Origin of the sequence: Caulobacter endophyticus (assembly GCF_029543245.1) — a bacterium.
Lineage (GTDB): Bacteria > Pseudomonadota > Alphaproteobacteria > Caulobacterales > Caulobacteraceae > Caulobacter > Caulobacter endophyticus_A.
This window is the reverse complement of record NZ_JARQWV010000003.1, coordinates 104,430-128,519: the sequence shown is the minus strand read 5'-3', so window position 1 is coordinate 128,519 and position 24,090 is coordinate 104,430. Positions and strand designations below refer to the sequence as shown.

The 24,090-nt window shown below is 70.5% G+C and carries 15 protein-coding genes; 1 reads left to right on the top strand and 14 read right to left on the bottom strand.

The window, feature by feature from the left end; all coding sequences use genetic code 11:
* Positions 1-8: 8 nt before the first annotated feature.
* The 13 genes from P7A99_RS03940 to P7A99_RS03880 are packed head-to-tail and all read right to left on the bottom strand — an operon-like array spanning position 9 to position 19,566.
* Positions 9-524 (bottom strand): phage baseplate assembly protein V, encoded by a 516-nt coding sequence (locus P7A99_RS03940; RefSeq protein WP_277792637.1) that lies wholly within the window; start codon positions 522-524, stop codon positions 9-11.
* Entirely contained in the window at positions 524-1,696 is a 1,173-nt protein-coding gene (locus P7A99_RS03935; RefSeq protein WP_277792636.1) for a hypothetical protein, read from the bottom strand. The genes P7A99_RS03940 and P7A99_RS03935 overlap by 1 nt, the downstream gene beginning before the upstream one ends.
* Positions 1,689-2,054 carry a hypothetical protein gene (locus P7A99_RS03930; RefSeq protein WP_277792635.1) on the bottom strand — a complete coding sequence of 122 codons (366 nt, stop codon included), beginning with the start codon at positions 2,052-2,054 and terminating at the stop codon, positions 1,689-1,691. Before P7A99_RS03930 ends, P7A99_RS03935 begins: the two co-directional genes overlap by 8 nt.
* Entirely contained in the window at positions 2,051-2,707 is a 657-nt protein-coding gene (locus P7A99_RS03925) for a hypothetical protein (protein ID WP_277792634.1), read from the bottom strand. The genes P7A99_RS03930 and P7A99_RS03925 overlap by 4 nt, the downstream gene beginning before the upstream one ends.
* Before the next feature lie 11 nt (positions 2,708-2,718).
* Positions 2,719-4,188 carry an eCIS core domain-containing protein gene (locus P7A99_RS03920; RefSeq protein WP_277792633.1) on the bottom strand — a complete coding sequence of 490 codons (1,470 nt, stop codon included), beginning with the start codon at positions 4,186-4,188 and terminating at the stop codon, positions 2,719-2,721.
* Positions 4,185-12,032 carry a DUF4157 domain-containing protein gene (locus tag P7A99_RS03915; RefSeq protein ID WP_277792632.1) on the bottom strand — a complete coding sequence of 2,616 codons (7,848 nt, stop codon included), beginning with the start codon at positions 12,030-12,032 and terminating at the stop codon, positions 4,185-4,187. The genes P7A99_RS03920 and P7A99_RS03915 overlap by 4 nt, the downstream gene beginning before the upstream one ends.
* On the bottom strand, positions 12,029-12,265 hold the full coding sequence (locus tag P7A99_RS03910) for a hypothetical protein (protein WP_277792631.1): 237 nt from the start codon (positions 12,263-12,265) through the stop codon (positions 12,029-12,031). The genes P7A99_RS03915 and P7A99_RS03910 overlap by 4 nt, the downstream gene beginning before the upstream one ends.
* Positions 12,262-14,196 carry an ATP-binding protein gene (locus tag P7A99_RS03905; protein ID WP_277792630.1) on the bottom strand — a complete coding sequence of 645 codons (1,935 nt, stop codon included), beginning with the start codon at positions 14,194-14,196 and terminating at the stop codon, positions 12,262-12,264. The genes P7A99_RS03910 and P7A99_RS03905 overlap by 4 nt, the downstream gene beginning before the upstream one ends.
* Entirely contained in the window at positions 14,196-15,497 is a 1,302-nt protein-coding gene (locus tag P7A99_RS03900) for a DUF4255 domain-containing protein (protein ID WP_277792629.1), read from the bottom strand. The genes P7A99_RS03905 and P7A99_RS03900 overlap by 1 nt, the downstream gene beginning before the upstream one ends.
* Entirely contained in the window at positions 15,494-16,339 is an 846-nt protein-coding gene (locus tag P7A99_RS03895; protein ID WP_277792628.1) for a hypothetical protein, read from the bottom strand. The genes P7A99_RS03900 and P7A99_RS03895 overlap by 4 nt, the downstream gene beginning before the upstream one ends.
* Entirely contained in the window at positions 16,336-17,031 is a 696-nt protein-coding gene (locus tag P7A99_RS03890) for a hypothetical protein (protein WP_277792627.1), read from the bottom strand. The genes P7A99_RS03895 and P7A99_RS03890 overlap by 4 nt, the downstream gene beginning before the upstream one ends.
* A 5-nt stretch (positions 17,032-17,036) precedes the next feature.
* Positions 17,037-17,561, bottom strand: a complete 525-nt coding sequence (locus P7A99_RS03885; RefSeq protein ID WP_277792626.1) for a phage tail protein — start codon at positions 17,559-17,561, stop codon at positions 17,037-17,039.
* A 13-nt stretch (positions 17,562-17,574) separates the two neighbouring features.
* The gene (locus tag P7A99_RS03880) at positions 17,575-19,566 is read right to left on the bottom strand and encodes a phage tail sheath family protein (protein ID WP_277792625.1); all 1,992 of its coding nucleotides are present in this window, start codon (positions 19,564-19,566) and stop codon (positions 17,575-17,577) included.
* A 681-nt stretch (positions 19,567-20,247) separates the two neighbouring features.
* Here P7A99_RS03880 and P7A99_RS03875 point away from each other — a divergent pair.
* A complete protein-coding gene (locus P7A99_RS03875) occupies positions 20,248-22,197 on the top strand; it encodes a glycoside hydrolase family 97 protein (protein WP_277792624.1) in 1,950 nt (649 codons plus the stop codon).
* 170 nt (positions 22,198-22,367) lie between these two features.
* Here the strand turns inward: P7A99_RS03875 and P7A99_RS03870 are convergent, their stop codons facing one another.
* A complete protein-coding gene (locus P7A99_RS03870; protein ID WP_277792623.1) occupies positions 22,368-24,071 on the bottom strand; it encodes a glycoside hydrolase family 43 protein in 1,704 nt (567 codons plus the stop codon).
* Between the last annotated feature and the right edge of the window lie 19 nt (positions 24,072-24,090).

The following is a 24,090-nucleotide window of genomic DNA, read 5'->3' as shown; positions in this document are numbered from 1 at the left end:
TCGTTCCGTCAGGTGACCACCAGGGCGGGGGCGTTGATCGAGACGCTGGGACCGTTCATCAGAATGGTGGCCCCCTGGCCGTTACTGATGGTGATGCCGGTCTCGTTGATGGCGATCATCGCGCCGGTCTTGGTCTTCAGCAGGATGCCGCCCGTGGGCCCGGGGGCGTCGCTGATCATCAGCGTCGTCTGCAGCGTCGTCTGCAGCATGAAGACGTCCGTCCCCGGGGGCGTGGCGGTCACCAGGGCTGGCACCTCGGCCATGGTGTTGAAGAAGCAGCCCGTCCAGATCGGATGGTCCAGGTCGCCCTGCTCGAACTCGATCCAGACGTTGGCCCCGATCTGGGGGACGGCGTACGAGCCCATCTGCTTGCCGCCGGCGGGGAAGCACGGCATGGCCCAGGTGCCGGGCACGAGCCCGGTGACGTCGGGCACCTGGGCCAGGATGCGGCCTTCCTTCATCAGGTCGATGTTGTTGATCACCGTCCCGCGATACTTGCCGAAATAGCGTCGTTCCTCGCTCATCAGGCTACTCTCTCCGACCATGATCCCAGGGCGTTGCGCGTCAGCGAGAAGGTCTGCTTGATCTCGCCGCGCTTGAGCTTGGTGGTGACGTTGCGCACGTAGTAGTGGCCGTCGTGATGGGGGCCGGCCCCGCGCACGGCCACCAGCCGTCGCGGCTTCAGCAGCCGGCCGTAGCGCGCCACGTCCAGCGCGCCGGAAGCGCCGACCACGTTCGCCGAATTGGCGGCCAGCCCCAGCCCGCGCGAGATCAGCACCGCCACGTCCTCGCGGGCCATGCCGGCCGGGGTGTCGTTGGACCGCGTGTAGCTGAGCGCCTTATTCTTGGCGTACATCAGGAATTCCGGGCCCAGCGGCGGATTGAGGGCGATGTCCGGAATGGGGATCGGCACGGCGACCCCGCTCTGACTGTTGCGGTAGATGGTGTAGTAGAGGGTCTTCGACAGGCCGTCGAAATTGAAGTTCAGCGACTCCACGTTGCTGGCCTGATCCATGTTGACGGTCAGGGCCGGCTGGATCTCCAGGCCGTCGATGGCCCCGCCGGGGGAAAAGCCGGCGACATCCGGACCCCAATAGGCCGTGCAGACGCCCTCCTGGGGCGTGGGCTCGACGTAGAAGGCGTAGCCGACATCGCGCGCCAGCATCATCACGTGGGCGTAGTCGGTGCCCTGCTGGGCGCGATACTTGCGCAAGGGATTGTCGACCGACCAGGTGATCGGCGGCAGGATCACCGGGATGACGCCCAGCGGGGTGTAGCGGGCCAGGATGAAGGCCACCTGGGCCATGTAGGGCATTGCCGGCATCGGCAGGCCGGTCAGGTCCAGCTGATCCATCATCTGGCTGGCGTCCGAGCCGGTGATCGACAGGGTCGATTTGCCCGGCTGGTTGCTCTGGCTGACGTCGACCCGCGAAACGAAGCCGTCCATCAGCACGTCCGAGACGCCGTCGATGGTCAGCGAGAAGATGAAGCGCGTGGCCGGCGAGAAGAAGCCGCCGGGCAGCAGTTCGCGCTCGATCTGGCCGCCCTTGCCGTAGGTCAGGTGCAGCTGGAAGCCGCCCCGCTGGCCCGACTGCTGGGTGACCTGCAGCTCGGTCACCGCGTCGATCACCGCCTTGGGCGCGGCCTCGAAGGTGAAGAAGCCCGACTTGATGGAAAGCTGTGCGCCCCTAAGCATTGGATCCGCCCCGCTCATTGGCGCCGGGCAGGGTGACGCGCAGGCGCCGCCCCGGGGCGGAGGTCAGGTCCAGCGGGTCGAAGGCGGCGTTGGCGTCGGCCAGGCGCCAGTGCAGTTCGGCCTGGCCGTAGACGCGGGCGGCGATCAGGTCCAGCCGGTCGCCCTCCGCTACGGTCACGGCTCCGATTTCCGAAAGACTGGCCGGGTCGGGGATGAAGCGGCGACGCAGATAGACCGCCGTGCGGCCGTCGGGCAGCGTCAGGCGCGCCGTCGCCGCGGCGGCGTAGCGGCTGGTGGCCGGCAGGTTGGCGCTGGTTTCCTCGCGGGCGAAGAAGCCGGGGGAGGGGATGACGGTCATGGCAGGGCGTCCAGGCCTAGGTCCTGCAGGGTTCCGGCCGCGCCCAGGCCGGCGAGTGTTTCCTTCTGCTGCTGGTAGGCGAGGTAGAGGCCGCCGCCGCGACCGGCGAAGCCCAGGTCGTCGACGCTGAGGATGCGCAGGGTCAGGCTGATCTTGGCGCGGATGGGGTTCAGCTTGGGGTCGAAAGCTTCCTCGGTCACCGACAGGTCGGTGATGCGCACCGGGGTGACGCGATGCCGGCTCCAGACGAAGACGGTCAGGGGCTGCGGCGCCGGCAGCACCTCGATCATGCCCAGCGAGGCCTGGGCGTTGGCTTCGCGCAGGGCCGTCAGGCTGGGATAGAGCATGGTCTCCAGCACGGCCAGTTGGGCGCCCAGTCCCGAGGCCAGCACCTCGTCGCGCGCGGTCGCCTCCTCCAGCGCGTCGGTGGCGTCGAGTTCGGCTTCGAGCGTGACGGTCTCGACCGGCGGGCCGGTCAGGCGCAGCGCCTCGACCCGGTCGCCGTCGCCCGCGGAACCGCGCGGCTGGAAGCTGCGGGTCACGGTGTCGGGATTGTACTGCAGGGGCACGACCTTCAGCACCGCCCCCGTCTCGGCGTCCACCCGCAGAAGGCCGGCCTTGAGCACCTTGATCGTGATCGGCGAGGTGGACATAAAAGCTCCCCTTAGCGAAAGAATTCGATGAGACGGCGCGTGTAGTCGGGCACCTTCAGCAGATCGATCTCGAGCGTGTGCGGCGCAGTTCCCCGGATTTCGTCCTCGCGCTGCATGTGATCCATGAAGTTCGGATGCTCTTCGGCCATGCGGTACTCGAAGGCCTTTTCGATCGAGCGCTGGGCCAGGTAGCCGGCCAGCCAGGGTGGAAAGCCCAGCCGCATCAGGCCGTCGGTCTGCTCCAGGAAGCGTTGGCGGGCCGACGCCCCCCAGCCGTCCATCAGCGTCACGCCGCGCGACGAGGCCGCCAGCGCCAGCGGACCCATGTCGAAGTCGTCGGCCCGCACGCCCTGGGGGCGCTGGGGAACGAACATCAAGGCCGGGTTCCAGGCGAAGACGGGTCCAGGGGCCGGCCCCATGGCGACCGCTCCGGCGCCTAGTGGCGGCGCGCCGCCTATGCCGGTTATGGCGAAGGGGCTGGGAACATGTGCGGGTCTGACGGCCGGGCCGCTGGGATCGAGGGTGTAGGGCCTGGGTTCCGGCTCGCTCAGGGTCGGCGGCAGCAGCAGGGTCGGGTCGAGGCGAAACCTGAGATCGCCGCCGAGCAGGCTGGGGCGGCGCCCCAGATGGCCCAGCAGGCCGATGGCGCCCATCTGCACTGTGGAAGGACGGACATTGATCCCGACGCGGCGGTTCTGGAGGGGTGGGCCGAACGATGAGGCCTGGCCGCGGGCGTGGACCGAGAACACCGTCGTCGGCGGCAGCAGGCTTTCTAGCGCCTGCTTGACCCGCATGGCGCGATGGGCCGACAGGTTCATATTGTATTCCGGGTCGCCCTCGGCGCTGGAATAGCCGTAGACGTCGATGATCACCGCGCCCGTCTGGCTGGCGGCGAGGTCGCGCAGGGTGTTCATGTCGGCCGCGTCGAGGCTTGCCCCGTCGTGCTCGAACAGCACGTGCTGCGTTTCCGGTCCCGCGCCTTCTTCCCGATAGAACTCGCCTTCGGGCGGGGCGCGGCCGATGCCTTGCTTGAGCGGACCGTCGCGCAGGGTCTCGCCGTTGGCCTGGCCGGTGCGATGCTGGGCCACGTGGGCCAGTTCGTGCAGCAGCAGTTCGCGGCCTTCGGCGCTGTCGGGACGGCCCTTGCCGGCGCCCAGCATGATGTCGTCGCCCACCGCCAGGGCGTCCGCCCCCGCGCCTTGGGCCGCCTCGGCGGCGGCCGCGCCGCGATGCAGCCGCACGCCGTCGAGATCGACGCCGAGCCGCCGCTCGTAGCTGCGCTGCAAGGCGGGCGGCAGCCCGGAAGCCGATCCCAGCGGGGCGAGATTGCTGCGCGGCAGGGCGCGCGGACCGGCCGGACGAGAGCCCAGCAGGCCGGGCGCGGCCGTCCCGCGGGCGGCGGTGTCGCGCGCACCGCGCTCCAGGGCGGCATGGCGGGCCGGCGGAGGCGTGTCGGACCTGGCGACCGGGGGAGCCTTCATCGCGCGCCCCTCGTGATCGGATTGCCCTCAAGGTCGAGCGGGGCGTACGGGACCGGCGCCCCGGGCGCCGCCGGCGGCCGGTGCGGCACCGTGATGTGGATGTCACGGGCCTCGGCCGACGCGATGTGACCCTTGATCAGGGTGGGGCTCCAGCCGATGAAGTCGATGGTGGTCTGGTCGACGCCGGTGATGGTGATCGCGCCGGTGTTGACCACCGCCGACCCGCCGCCATCCAGCGCGTGGGTGTGATGGAAGCTGCGCACCCCGAGGCTGCCCAGCCCGACCTGCAGTTGGCCGGGCCTGTCCGCGCGATGGAGGCCGAAGCCGTCGCTGGCGGGTTGCAGGGCGCCCGTCAGGTGGAACGCGCGCAGCCCGTCGCCGGCCAGAACCATCGAGGTGTTGGCGTCGATGCGGATCGGCAGGTCCGAGGTCGAGGTCGTGTTGAGGGACAGGTCGAGATTGTTGATCTGCAGTTCCCGGCCCAGCGACTCCACAGTCTGGTTGGGGCCGCTGGAGGGCTCGACCGGCGTCGGCGAATGGGCGCGGACCAGGCGGTGCAGTTGCATCACCTCGGCGGCGTTGGCCCGTTGCAGTTCGTTGCCGGGCAGATCCCATTCGACCAGCCAGTAGTAGAAGTCGTTGAAGTCGGGGACGTCCGGATCGGGATGGGGGTCCTCCGGGTCAGGGATGATGGGCGCGCGCACGCCCACGCCCAGGCGAAGGCGGGGGCTGAACGGATCCACGCGGAAGTCGGCGGCGCCGACGAAGGGGCGACCCAGGTCGTCCAGAAGCTGGTCTTCCAGGTCGGCGTAGCTGATCTCGCCGTTGGTGATCGGCAGATCGATGTCGAAGTCGCCGAAATCGAAGTCGGGGCTCCAGTCGATGTTCAGTTCCGGGATATTGCCTTCGACGTGCAGATTTCCGGTCAGGGCCTGGAACAGGTTGGTGTTCCGCGCGATCCAGTCCGCCGCATTCGCGCCGATGAAGGGCGTGGCGTCGCCGGCCGCCGGCGTGTCGGTCGCGGCCGTCCCCGTGACCGGCGGGGCCGTGGTCGGCGCCGGCGCGGCGGGGGTCGGCGTCGCTTCCGCCGAGGGCGGCGCGGCGCTTTCGCCGCGGATCGGGGCCGGCGCGCGCGGCGGCATGATCGGCGGCGGCGCGGCCATTGTCGGCGGGGCCATCCGCGGCGCCGGCGGCGGCGTATGGACGGCCCCGCTCAGGTTGTTCATCCGGAAGGTGGCGTCGTCGATCCGCACCCTCGGGATGACGATGTCCTGTCCGCCGCCGGCCGCGGCCATCTGGATCGCAATGGCCCGGCTGTCCTCGGCCGAAATCCGGCGGATGTCGATCTGGGTGCCGCCGAAGCTGTTGTCCTGGTAGCGCAGGCCGTTGAGGACCATACCCTCCAGGTCCAGCTGCTCGGTCGCGAGGTTGTAGGAGAAGCCCGGCAGCGACAGGCCGGGCAGCGCCGCGCCGTCCTCGTCGGTGTGGCCGCTCAGGGTGATGCGACGGGAACCCGCGCCCGGATTCACATATCGGGCCTCGTCGATCCGTGTGCCCGTACCGCGGATGATCCCGGTGACGCTGTCGTAGTGGATCGCCTCGCCGCCCAGGCCCATGATCCTGATGGCTTGGGTGGGATCGCCCGCCACGTACCCGGCGATCTGTGCGGCGGTCCAGTTGTCGAGGTCGACGTTGAGCGCCCCGGTCGACAGGAAGCCCAGCCTGATGCGCTGGGCTCCCAGGTCTGTGCAGACATTGAACGCCGAGGCCAGCTGCGCCTGGGCCCGGACGAGGGCCAGGTTGCGGATGTCCACCAGGCCGGTGAGTTGGTAGCGCACCCGTTCCGTGGCGGGGGTCGCGCCGGACGCCGGCACGGTCTCGCGCACGGGCGTGACGGTGAAGGGCTGGCCGGTGAGGCCTTCCTCTGTCGGGGAGAGCAGGGAGATGGGACCGACGCTCGACTCCCGCTCGGCCGGCAGCACCAGGTGGATGCCCCTGCTCTTGAGCGTGACGTGTAGATCGGTGGCGGTGACGCGCTGGATGTCGAACCGCCGCATGACCAGGCTGCGGAACGGCGTGCCGGCGGTCTGACGCTCGGTCTCGCTGCGGTGCAGGTTCAGGTCCAGGGCGACATTGATGCCGCGCAGGGCGAGACGGCCGCTGCCGCCGCTCGCGGCGGCCTCGACCTTGTAGTCGGTGTCCTCGAAGTGCAGGGCGCTGGTTTCGATGCTGGGGATGTGCAGGCCGTCGCTGCCGTCGGCCCCGATCGACAGCGTGCCGTCGCCGTAGCGGATGTCGCCCGTATCGAAGCTGCCGATGCTGACATGGCCGCCGCCGCTGGTCGCTCCCGAGCCATAGGTCGCGTCGGCCTCCAGCCGCAGGTCGCGCGAGCGGGCGGTGACCACGCCGCGCGGTCCCAGCCCCACATCGATGCGATTGGCGTTCAGCCGGCCGGTGACGTTGAGCGTGCGGGCGTAATCAGCGACGAAATCGAAGCGCGAGCTGGCGACGCCGATGGTCGCCTCGCGGTGACCGGCGGTCGGACCCACGGTGGTGCGGTCGCCGTCGCGGCTGATCAGCAGGTTGCTGACCACGATATCGCGGATCTCCATGGCGTTGGGATCGGCGGCGTCCTGGGGGCGAAGCGTTACCCGCACGGGCGGGTCGTCATAGACGAGGTTGGTCGCGGTGATCCGCCCGACGGTCAGTTCCCTGATCTGATACTCCGAGCGCGTTTCCGACAGGGTGTTGACCGAGCCGGAGAAGTCGACGTTCTCCAGCACCGTGGTTCCGTGGGCCGTGATGCTGGCCCCAGACTCCGTGCGCCAGTCGATGCGGCTCAGCTCCATGCGGCCGACGTGCAGGCCGGTTATGCCGATCGTGCCGTCGTCGATGCTCAGCCCGGCCGAAAGGTCTGTGCGGGTGATGGTCACGCCGCGGCCCGAGCGCCGGTCGGGCAGGTCGATGTCCGTCGCGCTGAACTCCAGCCGGTTCAGGTTGACGATCATCGAGCCGCTCTGGGCGAAGCCGACATGAACGGCCGGGGTCGGGCCGGCGGCGCGGTCCAGCGTGCCCGAGGCGTTCAGCGTCTGCTGATAGGCGGCGGCGAACCGGGTCTTGGTGAAGGACCCGATGTCCAGCGATCCGTCCATGCGCATCGGGGCGCCGTCCGGCATCGCGATGTTGAACTCGGTCAGCTGGATGTCGCCGATCCGGCCGCTTTCGACGGCGACCCGATACTTGGCAAGGCTGCCTGGACCCGAGCTCAGGGCTTCGTAGCCCATCTGGTTGGCGTCGATGGCCGTGATGTGCAGCGAATGGATGCGGAAGGTCGTGAAGTCGGCGTCCATCAGGCCGCGCGCCGTATCGGGCGCGGCGTCCGCGGCCAGGGGCGTGAAGGGAACCAGCACGTTGGCGGTCAGGCCGCTGAGCACTGTGGTTCCGATCGACCACAGGCGGCTGGTGGTGCTGGGCATGTCCAGCCCCGTCACCTCGATGCGCTCGATGCGCAGGCCGCTGAACAGGATGCCGTCCGACTGCACGGCGATGGCGCCGTTCAGGTCCAGCATGTGCAGCCGGTCCATGCGTCCGCCGGAACCGGTGCGCAGGCCGCTGACGGTCAGGCTGTCGGCGTGTCCGCTGGCGCGCACCAGGCTGCGCGTCGGTTCGCGGAGCGCATTGATGGCGGGCTGGTCGAAGCTGATCCCGCCACGCAGGCCGGTGGCCTCGACCCGGTCGATGCTCAGTCCCAGGCGGGTGATGCCCGTGGCGGTGATCACATCGGCGCCGAAGCCGAAATTGCCGCCGTCGGGCTCGCTGGCGTCGGGGCCGATGCGCAGGTGCGGGCCGTTGACGGTAACGTTGGTCACCCTCAGGCCGAACAGTTCCTGCAACTGGCTCGACAGCTCGTTCAGCCGCCGCCGCTCGGCCGGCGTGCGGTCGAAGTGGCCGTTCGCGTCGGGCGTCAGGCCGCCGCCGCGCAGGCGTTCGTACTCGCTGACCAGGGCCAGGGCGTCGGTCAGCTGGCGGCGCAGCGGACCGTAGTTCGGATCGCCGCCGATGGGCGGCTGGTTCAGCCCGTCCAGCCGCGCGGTCAGGTCGGCCGAGGACGGAATGGCCGAGGGCAGGACCAGATCGTCCAGCACGATGTCGCCCATGCCGATCCGGACGCCGGCGTCGGCGCGGGCGGTCGCCATGCGCGAGGTTCTGGGCGGCCCGTCGCGAACGAACGCCTCGATCGCCTGCCGGTCGGTGAGCTGGCGGAAGGCCAGGGCGGCGGTCTCGCCTTCGCCCCGGATGTCGCGGACCGCCGCGCGGCGCAGGCGGACGGGCCCGTCGACGCCCTCGACGCTCAGCGATCCGATATCGGCGACCAGCCCGCCGCGTCCGCCCACCCGGTCGGCGGCCTGCAGCTCCAGCAGGCGCTGTTCGTCCTGCGGTGGCAAGACCCCGCCGGCCTGGTTCATCCGCTGGATCAGGGCCAGGAGTTCCGTCTCGCGCGCCTCCAGTTCGGGCAGGGCGGCGTCGATGTCGGCCATGCGGCTGGTCAGGCTGGCGACCGTGGCCGCATCGCCCGCGGCCTGGGCGCGGGCCCGGCGCTGGGCCAGCGCCATGCGCAACTGGCGCTGATAGGCGGCGCGGTTGCCGCCAAGGGCGACGGCTGCGCCCTCCATCGAGACGGCGGCCACCGAAAGTCCGCCGCTCGTCTGCAAGCCCTCGATCCGCAGGTCGGAGAAGCTGATGACCAGCGAGCGCAGGCCCATGCCGCGGCTGGTGGTCTCGGCCCGTTCGTAGATCAGGTTCCAGGCCAGGCCGAACACCACGCCCAGGAACGGCGAGTCGGGCAGGGGCCTGACGTCGAACGCACCGTCGATATGCGGGTCCGACAGGCTGATCGACTGGGCGCCGTAGACGGCCTCGCCCATGGTGGCGACCACCTCGTCGGCGCGGGCTAGGCCCGCGTCCAGCCGGGCGCCATTGGGCTGGCGCAGGTCGGTGTCGGCGAACCGCACCTCCATGTCCAGGTTCTCGATCGTCACCGCACCGGTGCGTACGGTCCAGGACGGCGCGATGTGGGCCAGGCGCGACAGGTTGATGCGGCTGGCGCGGATGCGGGCCATGCCGCGATTGGCCGAAAGCTCGACGTCGACCACATTGGGCTGGGCCAGGGCCTGTTCGCGGTTGTCGCCGCCGATGCGGATGCGCTCGCCGCCGCTGCGCCGCAGTTCATAGGCGCTGATCAGCGGACCGCCGGCTGTATCTTCCAACTGCTCCAGGTCGACGGTGAGGCGCGCGCCCTCCAGTTCGCTCCAGGTCGTGCTCTCGCCGGTGAACGGATCGGCGCCGGGGACGGCGCGGCTCGAGAAGTCCAGCTCGTAGGCACGGGTGCCGAACAGGGCGCAGAACCAGCTGCCGCTGTCGCGGGCGGCGCTGGCGATGTGCGGATGCGGAAACAGCCGGCCGGCCCGTTCGTCATAGAGCTGGAACCGCTCGATCACGCCGGCCAGCTCCCGGTCACGCCAGGCGTTCTGCGCCCGCGACTGCCAGAACACCCAGTCGAAGTCTCCGGCCGAAACCTCCATGGCGATCAGCAGGTTCAGCTCGCGGACGGTCGCGGCCGTCCAGACCCGCGGATCGGACAGTCGTCGGCGCAAGGCGTTCTCGCCCGAGGCGTCGGTGCGGGTCCGGCCGTAGGCCATCCCCAGCTCCTGCAGCATCGCGCGCGAGAGGCCGCGGGTGAGCCGTCCCCACAGCGCGCCGTCTTCCGCCGCCGCCAGCTCGGCGCGCTCGCCCTCGGGAAGGGCGCGGAAGATCTGAAAGGCCAGCAGTGCCTCTTCGTGATGCACCGCGTCGAAGAACGAGCTGTGCAGCAGTTCGCGGATCCGGCGGGTGTTCATGGCCGGGTCGCGGGAAGCCAGCACGGCGTTCAGGTCGTTCCAGTAGCGGCGATCCTGCAGCACCCCGTCGCCCAGGCCGTCGAGCATCGGTTGCAGCAGGCCCCGGCCGTCGAGGTGGCGCACAACGGGGCGAAGACGCTCGTCGGCCGTCAGGTCCAGGCACGGCTCGTCGGGGCGCTCGGCGGCGGGCCGGCCTAGGGCCACGAGGCGATTGAACAGCCCAAGGGCGTTGTCGCGGGTCACGCCGCGCTCGAAATCGGCCACCAGATCGCGGACCGCCTGGCTGTACCTCGCCTGCAGGCGGAACATGCTGTTGTAGCGGGCCGCGGCGTCGATCAGGCGGCCGTTGGCGTCGCGGGCCACTTCCAGGCCGTGGAACAGCGGGCCGTTGCGGAAGTCTTCCGGCAGCTCGTTGTAGAGCCGTTCGAACAGTTCGCCGTCTTCCAGTCGGCGGAAGCGGTCCTGCTCGGCCAGGGGCAGCTGGACGAGGATGTCGTAGGCCAGCTTGGCTTCGTCGTCCCAGACCCAGTTGAAGAATCCCGTCGACAGCAGGTCGCGGGCCAGGTTCAGGTTCAGGTCGGGGCGGCGGTGCGCCAGCACCATCAGGAAGGTGTTGCGGTAGCGCGGCGCATAGCGATCGGCCTCCGGCAGGCCCCGAATCAGACGTTCGACCAGTCCCTCGCCGTCGAGCTGGGCGATGATCAGGTCGAGCGCCAGCGGCGGCAGGGGCGGCGGCTCGTGCGTTGATGAGGTCGCGGTCGGGGCGCTCACCGGCGCGGCGAAGCGCGGGTCGCGTTCGGGGCTGAAACGCTGCCCGGACAGCTCGTCGAGCGCCTGCCGAATGTTGTCGCTTCCGCCGGCCGCCAGCAGGGGGCGCAGCCGCTCCAACAGGCCGCGCACCTCCGCGTTCCCTCTGGCCCGATCGAGCGCCGCGGTGCGACTGTTCTCGATCGCGGCCTGCGCCAGGCGGGCGGCGTCGGCGTCGTAAGGGGCGAGCGCCGAAGTGCGCAGGGCGCGGATGTCGGGGCCGTTGCGGCTGCGGTCCAGCGCCTCAAGGGCCGGCACAGGCAGGCCGCGCAGCGCACGCACCGCGGCGTGGGCCTCCGGCAGGGTCAACGACCCCGGCGTCAGCGGCATTTCCTCGAACAGCTCCTGGTCGAAGCGCAGCAGCTCGCTGGGTTGGAGGGCGTCGTAGCTGGCCAGGACCTCGCGGCGATACAGCCGCTGGTGCGGAGCGTTGATGTTGCCGATGTAGTGGCCGCGCTCGACGCTGTTCAGCTGGCCGATCAGGGTGGTCGCGGTCTCGAAGGCCAGGGGCTGGAGGATCCGCAGGATCTGTTCGACACGGCCGTCGGTGATGATCCAGTGGTCCAGCAGCCGCCGGATCGCCGCCAGTTCGCGCTGGTAGTTGGCGTGGACGGCCTGGTTCAGGGTCGGCGGCGCGGGCTCGGCGCCGGCTTCGGAGCGTCGGGCGGCGGGATTGGCCAGGGCGGCGCCGACGTCGAAGGCGGCCCGGCCGGCAGGCAGGCCCTCACGTACGCGGGCCTGTCGCGCGCCGCCCAGGATGGACAGAGCGACGGCGTGCGCTTCGGCCTCGCTGGCGGCCAGCGTCGGCGCGGCGACCGGGCGCGCGTTCGCCGCCTGGGCCAGGTGGGTCAGCTCGTGGGCAAGGACGTAGCGGCCGGCGCCGCGCGGGTCGAAGCCGGCGGGATCAAGCCGGACGACCCCGTCCATCAGCGCGCCGCGCGCCATGTGGGGGCGCACCAGTCGGGCGGAGTCGGCGTCGACGCGCACGTCGATGCTGGCGCGATCCATTCCCAGTATGTCGGCCAGGCCCCGCAGGACCTCCGCCGTCGCCGCTGCGCGTTCGGGATCTGCGTCGGTGACGAGCACGTCGAAGGCCGCCTTGGCGGGCGGGGCTGGAGCCTTGGCCGCGGCGGCGCTCACCGCGGGATCCTTCCGTAGATCTCGGCGGCCAGGGCGCGGCCCAGGCCCTCGGGCTGCGCCCGCCAGGCCAGGGTGACCGGGCCTGGGCCGGCGATGGCGAGCGGCGGCGCGCCCGCCGTAATCAATCGCGCCAGCTCACCCTCGAAGGCGGCGGCGGCGCGCAGGGCGGCCGGACGCGACAGGCCCTGGAAAGTCATCTGACCGATTTCGAGGCGGACGGGCGGGGCGGTCACGACCAGCCTCCGATCTCGCTCGGGGTGGGCGACTTCTCGATCTTGGCGCATTCGGCCATGGCCGCCTGCCGCAGGTGCCCCATGCCGATCGCCGCGCCTTCGCCGGCGGCCAGGAAGGCGGCGTTGAGGGCGATGTTGCGGATGTTGCCTGGCGGCACGCCCAGCCGCGCCAGCTTGTCTAGGTCGATCCCGCTGGTCCGCGCCGCCGACGGGAACGACCGGCCCCAGACCTCGCGCCGCTGGGCCTCGTCGGGGAAGGGGAAGGCGACCACGAAGCGGATGCGGCGCAGGAAGGCCTCGTCCAGCGCGTCGCGCTTGTTCGTGGTCAGTATGGCCAGGCCGGAATAGGCCTCCATCCGCTGGAGCAGATAGCTGACCTCGATGTTGGCGTAGCGGTCGTGGGCGTCGGAGACGTCGCTGCGCTTTCCGAACAGGGCGTCGGCCTCGTCGAACAGCAGGATCGCGCCGCTGCCCTCGGCCGCGTCGAAGATGCGGCGCAGGTTCTTCTCGGTCTCGCCGATGTACTTGCTGACCGTGCCGGCCAGGTCGATGCGGAACAGGTCCAGGCCCAGCTCGCCGGCGATCACCTCGGCGGCCATGGTCTTGCCGGTGCCGCTGGGGCCGGCGAACAGGGCCGAGACGCCCAGGCCCCGGCTGGATCCCGCCGAGAAGCCCCAGTTCTGATAGACCACGTGGCGATGGCGCACTTGGGCGGCGAGGTCGCGCAGCACCTTGCCCTGCATGGCCGGCAGGATCAGGTCGTCCCAGCCGACCTTGGGTTCCAGCCTCTGGGCCAGATCGCCCAGCCGCCGGCGTGTGAGGTCGCGGCACTCGCGCCAGAGCAGGCCCTCGGTGTCTCGCCCCGGATCGGCCAGCACCCGGCCCGAGACCGCGCCGATGTCGGTGGCGCTGAGGTCGAACTGCTGGACCAGGCGGTCGAGGCCGCCGTTCAGCCGCCGTCCCGCCGCGCCCAGCCCGCCCTGCCACAGGCCGCCCTGTTCGGGACGCGTCGGGCGCGACAGCGGCAGCAGCAGGTGCGGGCGTTCCAGCTCGACCGCCTCCCGGGTGCTGACCAGCACTGGGCCGGCGATCCGTTCGACCAGGGCGCTCAGCCTCTGGTTCAGCTCGGGCGGGAGGTCATCGGGCGCCTCGATCAGCAGGGCCGCGCCGGTCAGGCGCGCCTCGCGTTCCCATAGCGCCAGCATCTGGTGGCGCTCGACCGGCGAGGCGGGGGCGTCGATGGCGTTCAGCCGCCACAGCGGCAGCCCGAGGCGTGCGCAGGCCTGGGCGGCGACGGCGCGGGCGTCGCCCATGTCGGCGCGCTGCAGGATGGCGACCGGAGGCGGGGCGGCGGCGCGCCAGGCCCGGGTCACGGTCTCGGCCGCGTCGGACAGGCTGGCGGGCAGGGCGGCCACCGGGCCCACCGGTTGCAGGCGCGGCGCAAGATCGGCGTCCAGGGTCGCAACCCCCAGCAGGGCGTGCAGCACCCGCTCGTCGATCGTCAGTTCCGAGGCGGTCGGATGGCTTGGCGTGGCCAGGGTGATCAGGCGCAGCCTACGCAGCGGCGCGTCGGGGGCGAAGGCGCTCCAGGCCGGCTCGGCCAGCGTTTCCAACGCCACGGCCAGGGTCGGGTAGGCGGCGCGGGGATCTCCCGCCGCCAGGGCGCACAGGCGGGGAATGGCCGCCGTCATCTGGGCGCCGGCCGCCAGCAGCACGACGTCGGTCTCGAACGACGTCAGGCCCAGGCGCCTGGCCAGGCCCGCGCCGCCGGCGTCGGCGCCCGGATCGGCGGCGAGGGCGGCCTTGGCCTCTTCCAGGCCGCGCAGGGCCTCTTCCACGGCTTCGGCCTTGTCGGAACGGCGGGCGACCGCGACGCCCAGCAGGGCCGCGATCCGCGCCAGTTCCAGCGACAGCCGCTCGCCACCGGTCATCAGACGGTCCTCCGCGGCGTGCTGAACCGGCCGTCGCCGTCGACGTCCAGCAGGCTGTCGGCGCCGTCCACCCGCAGGCGCACCAGATAGTCGCCGCGCGCCAGGCGAACATAGGGGGCCGCGACGGTGGCGATCTCCACGGCCGGATCGACCACGCCGTTGCCCGGCGGAACGGCCAGGACATAGCCGCGCGGCGGACGGGTCGGCGGATCGACGATCTCGTTGAGCAGGATCTCGACCTTCTGGTCGCGACCGATCGGCCGGCCGGCGGTGACACTGAACTGGCCGGTGGCGTAGTCGACCCCGTCGATCGTCTCGGTCGAGGCGTTGTTGCGGCTGGTGGCCGTCACCACCGGACGGATGATCGCCGCGACGGTGTTGGAGACATAGCCGTCGTGAGGAACGGCCGGCTGGCCCAGGTTCAGCGGATGGGTGACCGACACGCCGGTCACCCCAGCCAGGGGGCGAGGCGCGGTCTTCAGGTCGACGCCGATCGTCGTGGCGGTGACCTCGGCCGGGGTCAGGACCGTGCTTCCGAAACTGGCCTGCACGCCGTCGGGGCTTAGCAGGCGGCGGCCGCGGATGACGACAAGGCTTTCGGTGGTGATTGGCTCCTGGGCGCCGTCGGCGGCCTCGATCGCCAGGATCTCGGGGCTGGCCAGGGTGTCGCCATAGACCCCGCGCCGACGGATCGGCAGGGCGGGCCGGGCGCGGCCGCGTCCCTCGATCAGCACCACCGAGGCCTGGTAGGCAAGCGTCGGGCGATAGTGGGTCTGGAAGGCCGACCACAGGCGCGACATCTCCTCGGTGTTCACCGCCTCGGGCGTCACCTTGATCAGCTCGACCTGCTCGGCCAGGTTCGAGGCGAGCAGGGCGCTGAGCACCGGGTCGGGAGCGGCCGGCGTCAGGGCCTGGCGGATGGCCTCGCGCTCGAGGGTGGCGCTCTGGGCTAGGATCCGCACCGTGTGGCCCAGCAGGATCTCGGGCACGTAGGGCTGGGGGCCATAGGCCGTGACCAGGTAATGCAGGTTCACCGCCACGGGCGGGGCGCGCACGACCTCGCCGTCGCTGTTGCGCGAGGGCAGCTCGACGTTGCGCCAGCCGGCGTTGAGGGTCACCTGGTGCAGGAACAGGTTCACCTGGATGGGGTCGGCCTGGTTGGCCTTGACGATGCGGTCGGGCGGCAGGGCCGAGACGGTGATCGAGCCGACGATGTCGCCGACCTTGTCGGCCGAGAGCCCCTCGTCGATCCGCCGGCGCAGGACGGCGGTCACCGCGGCGATGGCGTAGCCGTTGCTCACCGGCGGCCTCCATCGGGGGCGGCCAGGAAATCCTCGAGGCGCGGCGCGCTGCGACGGGCCTCCGGCGAAGGCGCGGGGCGTTGCGGGGGCGCGGCGACCCGCACGTCGATGCGGTCGATGCGCACGACGACGGGGGCGGGCTCGGGCGGGGCGACGGCCGAGGGCGGCGCGCGCTCGGGGGGCGGTCGCGAAACCAGCGTCGGCGGGGAAAGCGGCGAGGCGGCGGGCACGACGGGCGCCGCCGGCGCCGCCGCTTCGGCGGCCTTGGATGGCGCGGCGAGGGCGGGCTCGGCGATTTCGATCGCCCCCGGCGCCGGGGGTGGAACCGGTTCGGCCTCGACGCGGACCACGCCCGGCGGCCGGTTCGGCGCCTCTTGCCGGATTATCGTCCGCTCACGGATCGTGTGCAGTTCCGCCGACGGCGACGCCTGGAGAGCTGATGTGCGAGGCTTTGCGGCGGCCGGCCCCTGCGCGGTCATCGGTGGCTGTCGAACCGTCGGCTGCGCGGGCGAGACGGTCTCCTCGACGATGATCCGGATTGGCGGCGCTTCGTCGCGTTCGCCGTGGACTTCGCGGGGTGTCTCAACGGCGGATGTTTCCAAAGTGCGAGCCGCCGGCGGCGCGATCGACGCGGGCTCTGGTGTCGAGGGCGTGGGAGCGAAGGGATGAGGCGCGACCTGGGCCGTCGGCTCCGGCGCGGCGGATCGGCGGGGCGCGGGCGGCGTCTCGAACAGCGGCGGTTCCACCGTGGCCGGCTCTTCGAACACGGCGGCTAGCCGGGGGCGGGCGGTCGCCTCGGTTCCGGCCACGCGCCGGGCCAGCCTGTCGAACAGCGCGCTCATGCGCCCACCATGTCGAGATAGGCGGCGCGGCGCGCGGGGCTCAGGGCGAGGATCGCCGTCTCGCTCCAGCCGTAGGCGGCGGCCAGGCGATGGACCTCGGCCAGAAGGCGGCGCACCGCCGCGACGAGTTCGGTCCAGAGATGCTCGGCCGGATCCAGCCCGACCTCGAAGTCCTGTCCGCAGCCGGCGCAGGCCAGGTCCAGGCTGAGGGCGGCGAGAGGGTCGGCCGCTTCGAGCAGGCGGGCCGCCGCCTCGATCGTGGCTTCGTCGGCGGGCTCGGCGTCCATAGCGCGGGCGACCAGGCCGGCGCGCATCTGGTCAGGCGGAAGTCCGGCCACGGCGATCAGATCGGCGGTGGTCAGCAGCCGCAGGGGCACGGGTCCGTCCGGGCCGGGCGCGGCCAGCGGCGCGTCGGGCTGATCACGATCGCCCATGGCGTCGAGGGCGCGTGCGTCCAGGGCGAACTCGTTGACCGAGCCGCAGGCCGGGCAGGGGGCGACGCAGGCCATCTCGCGTCCGAACAGCGTCTCGCGCAGGCCGATCAGGCGGCGGTCGCGCGCGCCGAGGCTGAGGCCCGCCAGATCGGCGGGCTCCTCGCCATGGGTCTGGGCCAGCAGGCGCAGGGGGCGCTCCACCGGCGCGCAGCCGCATCCGGCCTCCCACAGCCGCAGGAGTGTTTCCGCCCGGGACATGGTCGTCAGGCCGGGTCGACTAAGGCCGGTTCGGCGGGCTCGACCACGTTGACGTCGCGCTCCCAGCCCTCGTTCTCGAGCTTCAGGTGCTGGATGGCCACCGCGTTGGCGTTGGCGTCCAGGTCCGGCAGGGACTGGAACTCCGAGACCCAGCAGCGGAAGAGGTTGTAGGCGATGGCCAGCTGGCCGGCCTCGTTATAGACCTCGATGGTGATGTTCTTGCGGAACCCGGCCAGCGAGACCTCCGCGCCCAGGCCCGAGCCGTGGTTCCAGACACTGTTGGCCCACTGCTCGAAGTCCTTGTCGTGGGTGACCCCGCGCTCGAGGGTGATCGCCTCGAATTCGGTTCGTCCCGGCGACTTGCGGCTGCTGCTGGGGTCGCCGCCCTCGCGATGCTTGACGACCTCGGTGGTGCGCTTCAGGGCGCTGACCTTGCTGACGCCGGCGACGAACTTGCCGTCCCATTTCACACGGAACTTGAAGTTCTTGTAGGGGTCGAAGCGTTGGGAATTGACCGTGAACTGCGCCATCTCGCGCCCCTCCTCACGTCGCCGACTGGTTGGCGAGCTGCTGGATCTTGATGATCACGAATTCGGCGGGCTTCAGCGGCGCGAACCCGACCACGATGTTGACCACGCCCCGGTCGATGTCGGCCTGGGTGGTCGTTTCCTTGTCGCACTTGACTAGATAGGCCTCGCGCGGGGTCGCGCCCTGGAAGGCGCCCTGACGGAAGAGCCCGTGCATGAAGGTGGTAAGGTTCAGCCGGATCTGGGACCACAGGGGCTCGTCATTGGGCTCGAACACCACCCACTGGGTGCCCCGGAACAGGCTTTCCTCGATCATCAGGGCCAGGCGTCGCACCGGCACGTATTTCCATTGGCTGGCCTGGGCGTCGGCGCCGACCAGGGTACGCGCGCCCCAGGACAGCGTGCCGTAGATCGGCAGGGCGCGAATGCAGTTCAGCCCCAGCGGATTGAGCAGCCCGTTCTCGCCGTCGCTGAGCTTGTAGGTCAGGCCGCGAACCCCGCGCAGCTGGGCGTCGGTACCGGCGGGCGCCTTCCACACGCCGCGTTCGGCGTCGGTGCGGGCGAAGAGCCCGGCCACGGCGCCCGACGGCGGAAAGGTGCGCAGGTTGAAGTTGTCGAGCGGGTCGGGCAGGCGCACCCGGGGGAAGTAGCTGGCCGCGTTGGCGCCCTTCACGGCCAGGCCGCCCGAGATCCACTCGACCGCCTTTTCCGCGTCGCGCACGCTGGGCGGCGGATCCACCAGCAGAAGGGCCCGTCGCCGTTCGCAATAGGCCAGTGCGGCCGCGTAGATGGCGTTGGGGTCCAGGCCCGTGTCCAGGGCTGTCGGATCGCCCGGTTGGGCGCGGGTGGCGTCGGGGATGCACAGCAGGTTGAAGATGTCGGTCTTCTCGAGGGCGTAGAGGCCTTCGAAGGCCGCCTCGCTGCCGATCAGTTCGGCGCTCTGGGGCAGTTGCACGCCGTCGAGGCCCAGTACGGCCGCCTTCTGGCCGGCCTGGGTCGCGCCCTTGCCCAGGCGATAGCGCCCGACATTGTTGGAGACCGGCGAGCCCAGTTTCAGCATGGCCAGGGTGCCGGCCACCTGGTCGGCGACGGTCAGCTGGGTGTCCAGGCCGTCGGGGGCCAGCTCGTAGGAGAAGTCCGGGGTGATCGCCAGGCCCGCGCCCGATGGGGACAGTCCCACCCTGACCGCTGCGCCGGGCAGGGCCTTGCCCAGGTCTTCGTTCAGTCGCCGCTCGACCAGGCGCGACAGCGCGACGATGGAGGTCGGCAGGGCCTCGCCGCTCTTGATGATCGTCACCACCCGGTCGGCGATCTTGCCGGCGGGGCGGCTGGCGCTGAGCTTGAGCGAATAGTCCTTGTCGTTGAGCAGGCCCTGGATGGCCCCGGCGTTGAAGGTGAAGTCCGCGCCCACGAGGCCGGTCGCCACCGGTCGCCCGCCGGCGTTGGCGGCGGGAACCTTGGCCTTGACCATGGCCGAGCCGTTGGCCTCGTCGTTGATCACGGTCTCGACGAAGCGGGGTGAGGCCTTGTCGATGCTGAGATTGGCGAACCGCTCGCTGTCGCCCGTCGCCAGGTCGGTGAGGGTCAGGTTGAAGCTGCTGGCGTCGTTGGCGCCGGCATGGTCGACATCGGCCACCACGGCGTTGGCCCAGGCGCCGCGGCTGAGCGCCGTCAGGGTGACGGAGTCCTTGGCCGGCCCGTTGACGCCGTCGCGCAGGGTGATGGCCGCGGCCACGGCGTCCTTCTTGGGCGTCCGCACGATGACAGCCTGGCCGCCGCCGTTCTGGAAGAACTGGTGCACCGCGTAGCCCAGCAGGCTGTCGGCGGCCAGGCCGCCGAACTTCCGCTCGAAATCGCCGAAATTGAAGATCGTCGTGGCCCGCTGGTCGCGGCCGCGCGCCGTATAGCCCACAAAGGCGGTGACCGCGGTGGGAACGCCGGCCACGGTGCGCACCGCGCTGGGCAGTTCCTCGATGTAGACGCCGGGATAGGTGGGGGATACGGGCATGGGCAAGCCTCCTGGCCACGACAACGGGCTCGCTCTCGCGCGTGGCGCGGAAGCGTCGATCCATGAGCTTCGGAAATCGAAAATGCGCGCAGGCCAGATGTCTGCGCGTACGCGATGACTCGGCACAAGTATTCAGGTGACGTCCAGGCGCGCCTCGCCGCTGCCGGACGAATCCAGCCCTGGTCCGAGACCGCTTAAATAATCTGGAATGCTACTGTGGGTAGAAGTCTTACCCGATGCGACTGGCGTGGCAAGCCAAAATGAAAAGTCACCTTGAGTGAAGCTAAGGCTAAGCTTGATCTGTCTCGCTGTTCCTTTCGGCGCGACGCGCATGTCCACGGCGGCTGGGAGGGCGTCGCGATCAGCGCGGCTCGGGGGTAAGAAGGGTCTCTGCCTAGGCGCCTACCGGCGCACGACGGCGCAACATTGGGCCGCCGGCAGCAGGAAGAAACCGTCCAGCAGCGGGACCCGGGTGGTCCTGCTGGCCGACGATCCGGCCTATCGCAAGTGCCGGCTGGGCGCCCAACGGCTGCTGCCGAGCAGCCTGTTCTTCGCCATTCCCTGGCGCCTTCGGCCTGGCTCTGATCTCGGCGCCCGCCATCGCATACATGTATTGATATCGATATCATTATGTGTAGCCTGCCCCCAAATCGATAAGGCAGTCCAAGGGGAGGCGACGCCATGAAGCCCACACGTCGAGACATGGTCGCGCTGGCGATGGCGTCGAGCGCCACGGCGGGCGCTGGAAGGAACGCCGCCGCGGCTCAGGCCGCGCAAAGCTACGTCGTCGCCTCGCCGGATGGCCGCCTGAAGGCGAGCCTGGATGCGTCGGGCATGGCGCCGAAGTGGAGCGCGACCTATGACGGCAAGCCGCTGCTGCTGCCGTCGGAGCTGGGTCTGTGGCTGGCCGACGGGCGGCTGCTGAGCGAGCGGGCCAAGGTGGTCGGCGCGACGCCTGAAGTCTTCGAAGGCGAATGGACGCCTGTCTTCGGGCAGTCCTCCCGCCATGACCAGTCCGGACGACAGATCACCTTGCACATGGTCGACGCCAAGGGCGGCGTTCGCTTCGACATCGTCCTGCGGGTGCTGAACGGCGCAGCCGCGGTGCGCTACGTTCTGACGGGCCTGTCCCAGGGCGACAGGCTGGCCTTGACGGGCGAGCGGACCCGCTATCGCTTTCCCGACACCGCGCGGCTCTACGCCAGCCGTGACGAGGGCGACATCCATGCGTCGACCCAGGCGGCCCTGGCGCCGCTGGAGCATCCGGACCTGACGGGCTCGTCCGACAAGGGCCCCTTCGCCGACCTGCCGGTCACCGTCGACCTGGGCAACGGCGTCTTCGGCTTCATGGCCGAGTCCGACCGGCTGCATTATCCGCGCTGCATGGTCCGCGCCCACGAGCAGGGCGGGCTCGTCACCTACCTCATGCGCTATCCCGGGCGAGCCACCGGTTGGGGCGGCGAGGACGATACGCCGGAGGAGCCGATCTTCCAGATCGAGGTCGGCCAGAAGACGCCCTGGCGCATCCTGCTGGCGGCGGACAGCGCCAAGGGCCTGATCGAGCTGCACCATGTGGTTCCGACCCTGGCGACCCCGAACCAGCTGGGCGACGTCTCGTGGGTCAGGCCCGGCCACGCCTTTCGGATCATGAAGCCCTATTCGACGCAGGCTTCGCTGAGGGCGGTGGACTTCGCCCAGAAGCGCAACATCGCCTATGTGCTGTTCGACGCCCACTGGTACGGGGACGGGACCGACGCCTCGGACCCCACCGCGCCGATCGCCGCCTTGGACCTGCAACGGGTGATCGACTACGCCAAGGCCCGCAATATCGGCGTGCTGGTCTATATCGACCGGGTGGCGGTGACCAAGGCGCTGGCCGAGATGTGCCGCCTCTACCAGCGCTGGGGCCTGGCCGGCGTAAAGCTTGGCTTCATGTGGGAAGGCCGCCAGTCCGACGTCGATTTCATCACCAAGGTGGTGAGGGTCTTCGGCGAGCACGGCATGGTCGTGAACCTGCACGACAACCTGCGGCCCGCCGGCCTGGAGCGGACCCTGCCCAACTACCTGACGCTGGAGGGCGTGAAGGGCAACGAGCAGTTCCCAGCCGCGCGCCATCACGTGAACCTGGCCTTCACGCGGCCGATCGCCGGGCCGATCGACTACACCGTCTGCTACGCCCAGGAGCGCAACCAGACCACCAACGCCCACCAGCTGGCGCTGGCGGTGACGTGCTACAGCCCGCTGACGCTGCTCTACTGGTACGACAAGCCCGAGAAGTACGAGGACAAGGCCTGGCCCGAGCTGGAATGGTTCGACGCCTGCCCGACGACCTGGGACGAGACACGGGCCATTGCCGGCGAGCTTGGCGAATACGTGATCATCGCCCGTCGCAAGGGGCGCGCCTGGTACCTGGGCGCGCTGACCAACGAGATGGAGCGGCGGCTGGACCTCGACCTGGACTTCCTGGGGCAGGGGCGCTGGACGGCCGTTCGCTACAAGGATGGCGACCTGGCGCGGCCCGCCAACCGCACCCGCGTGGTGATCGAGCGCCAGACCGTCGACGCCAAGACCCGCCTGCGCCTCCAGCTCAACGCCGCCGGCGGCCAGGCCATCCGGTTCGAGCCGGCCTGAGGCGCTACACCCACGAAAAAAAAAGGGCGCCTGCAGAGGGCGCCCGCCTTGGGAGTTCTGGAGGAAGTAGATCCAGGCGTCGCAGGACGCCGCCGAAGGTTTGATATCGATATCAAGATTGGGCGCGAAGTCAAGCGATCGGCGTTCGTCGAGCGTGCTCGCGACGGCTTCTAGGGGGTCACCCAGAAGCCGTCGAAGTCGGTCCAGCCGATGCGGGTAGAACTGTTGGACGGCGTGCCTGCCGGCGCCTGGGCGAAGATGCCGACCTGGCTGCCCACCCATCGGCCCGGGCGGCTGACGAAGGGCGCGCCGACGCTGGTGAAGGTCTTGCCGTCGGTGCTGTAGCTCAGCGTCACCTTGGCGTGCATCGAGCGCAGCATCGAGGACCAGTAGGGCGAGAAGTCCGGCGCCGGATCGGCCACGACCACTGGTTCGGCGGTCATCCTTAGCCAGAGGGCGGCAGGCGCCTTGGCCTCGATCACCTCGACGCGCTCGGGCTGGAACTTGTCGGCGCCGGTGCGATCGACGCGCACCAGGGCCGGCCCGTTCGCCGTGTTCTGCAGGCCGATCCAGGCATAGTCCGAGCCGAACATCACCAGGCCCCCGCGCTCGCCCACGGACTTGGGAGCGAACTCAAGGCGAGTGGTCGCCGTGAACCGCTCGGCCGGAAGCTTCTGGGTCAGCAGGGCGCCGGTCTCCCAGAGGTTCTCCGGCGAGGAGATCGACTTCAGGCGCAGCTTGCCCGGCGCGGCCTTCAGGTCGCCCCAGTCGTCGGCCGGGTTGGCGTTCCACTGCCAGGCCAGGGACAGCGCGCCATCGAAGTCGTCGCTGTCCTGCGGCGCAAGGCGCGGGGATGGGGTCTTGGACGCCGGCTTGCGATGGACCAGCACCGGTTGGCCGACGCCGTCGCCGTCCTTGTCCTCGCCGATGACCGGCCAGCCGTCCTTCCAGGCCATGGGTTCCAGCCACACGCGGCGACCGTAGGAGTCGGCGTCCTGGAAGTGCAGGAACCAGTCCTCGCCCGTCGGGGTGGTCACCCAGGCGCCCTGGTGGGGGCCGTTGATCTCAGTCTTGCCCTGGTCGAGGACGTTGCGGCCCTCGTAGGGGCCTTCCAGCTTGCGCGAGCGGAACACGCCCTGCCAGCCGCCCTTCACGCTACCGCTGGGCACGAACAGGTAATACCAGCCGTCTCGCTTGTAGAGCTTGGGTCCCTCGGTGGTCATCCATGGGAACGGGCCGCGCGAGGTGGCGACCTTGGGCTGCTTGTCGCCTTCGACCAGGGTGATCGCCTCGCCGACAGTCTGATCGCCGGCCTTGTTCAGGCGGCGGGCGGTGATGATGTTGGCGATGCCGGCGCGGCTGCGGGCGAAGGCGGTGACCAGCCAGCCCTGACCGTCGTCGTCCCAGAAGGGCGCGGGGTCGATGACGCCGCGGCGATCGTCGACTAGCACGGGCTTGGACCAAGGCCCTGTCGGATCCTTGGCCTTGACCAGGAACACGCCGAAGTCGGGGTCGGGATAGTAGATCAGGAACTCGCCGTTGCGATGCCGGATGGCCGGCGCCCAGACGCCGCCGCCGCGACGGGGCGTGGCGTGGTGGGCCTGCGGCGTGTTGGCGGTCAGGGCGTGGCCGATGATCGTCCAGTTGACCAGATCGGTCGACTTCAGGATCGGCAGGCCCGGAACGTTGGTGAACGAGGACGAGACCAGGTAGTAGGCGTCGCCCACCCGGATGGCGTCTGGGTCGGAATAGTCGCCGGCCAGCACCGGGTTTCTGTAGGTCCCGTCGCCTTGGTCGGGCAGCCAGGCCCGCTCGGTCTTGGGGGCGTCAGCCGCCGAGGCGGTGGTCGCCAGCAAGGCCGCGGCCGCGACCAATCCAAGCCCTAGATACCCA

What these genes read in the sequence shown, in the direction of transcription:
- P7A99_RS03940 (WP_277792637.1), bottom strand. Translation starts at nt 524, where the DNA reads ATGAGCGAGGAACGACGCTATTTCGGCAAGTATCGCGGGACGGTGATC.
- P7A99_RS03935 (WP_277792636.1), bottom strand. Translation starts at nt 1,696, where the DNA reads ATGCTTAGGGGCGCACAGCTTTCCATCAAGTCGGGCTTCTTCACCTTC.
- P7A99_RS03930 (WP_277792635.1), bottom strand. Translation starts at nt 2,054, where the DNA reads ATGACCGTCATCCCCTCCCCCGGCTTCTTCGCCCGCGAGGAAACCAGC.
- P7A99_RS03925 (WP_277792634.1), bottom strand. Translation starts at nt 2,707, where the DNA reads ATGTCCACCTCGCCGATCACGATCAAGGTGCTCAAGGCCGGCCTTCTG.
- P7A99_RS03920 (WP_277792633.1), bottom strand. Translation starts at nt 4,188, where the DNA reads ATGAAGGCTCCCCCGGTCGCCAGGTCCGACACGCCTCCGCCGGCCCGC.
- P7A99_RS03905 (WP_277792630.1), bottom strand. Translation starts at nt 14,196, where the DNA reads ATGACCGGTGGCGAGCGGCTGTCGCTGGAACTGGCGCGGATCGCGGCC.
- P7A99_RS03895 (WP_277792628.1), bottom strand. Translation starts at nt 16,339, where the DNA reads ATGAGCGCGCTGTTCGACAGGCTGGCCCGGCGCGTGGCCGGAACCGAG.
- P7A99_RS03890 (WP_277792627.1), bottom strand. Translation starts at nt 17,031, where the DNA reads ATGTCCCGGGCGGAAACACTCCTGCGGCTGTGGGAGGCCGGATGCGGC.
- P7A99_RS03885 (WP_277792626.1), bottom strand. Translation starts at nt 17,561, where the DNA reads ATGGCGCAGTTCACGGTCAATTCCCAACGCTTCGACCCCTACAAGAAC.
- P7A99_RS03880 (WP_277792625.1), bottom strand. Translation starts at nt 19,566, where the DNA reads ATGCCCGTATCCCCCACCTATCCCGGCGTCTACATCGAGGAACTGCCC.
- P7A99_RS03875 (WP_277792624.1), top strand. Translation starts at nt 20,248, where the DNA reads ATGAAGCCCACACGTCGAGACATGGTCGCGCTGGCGATGGCGTCGAGC.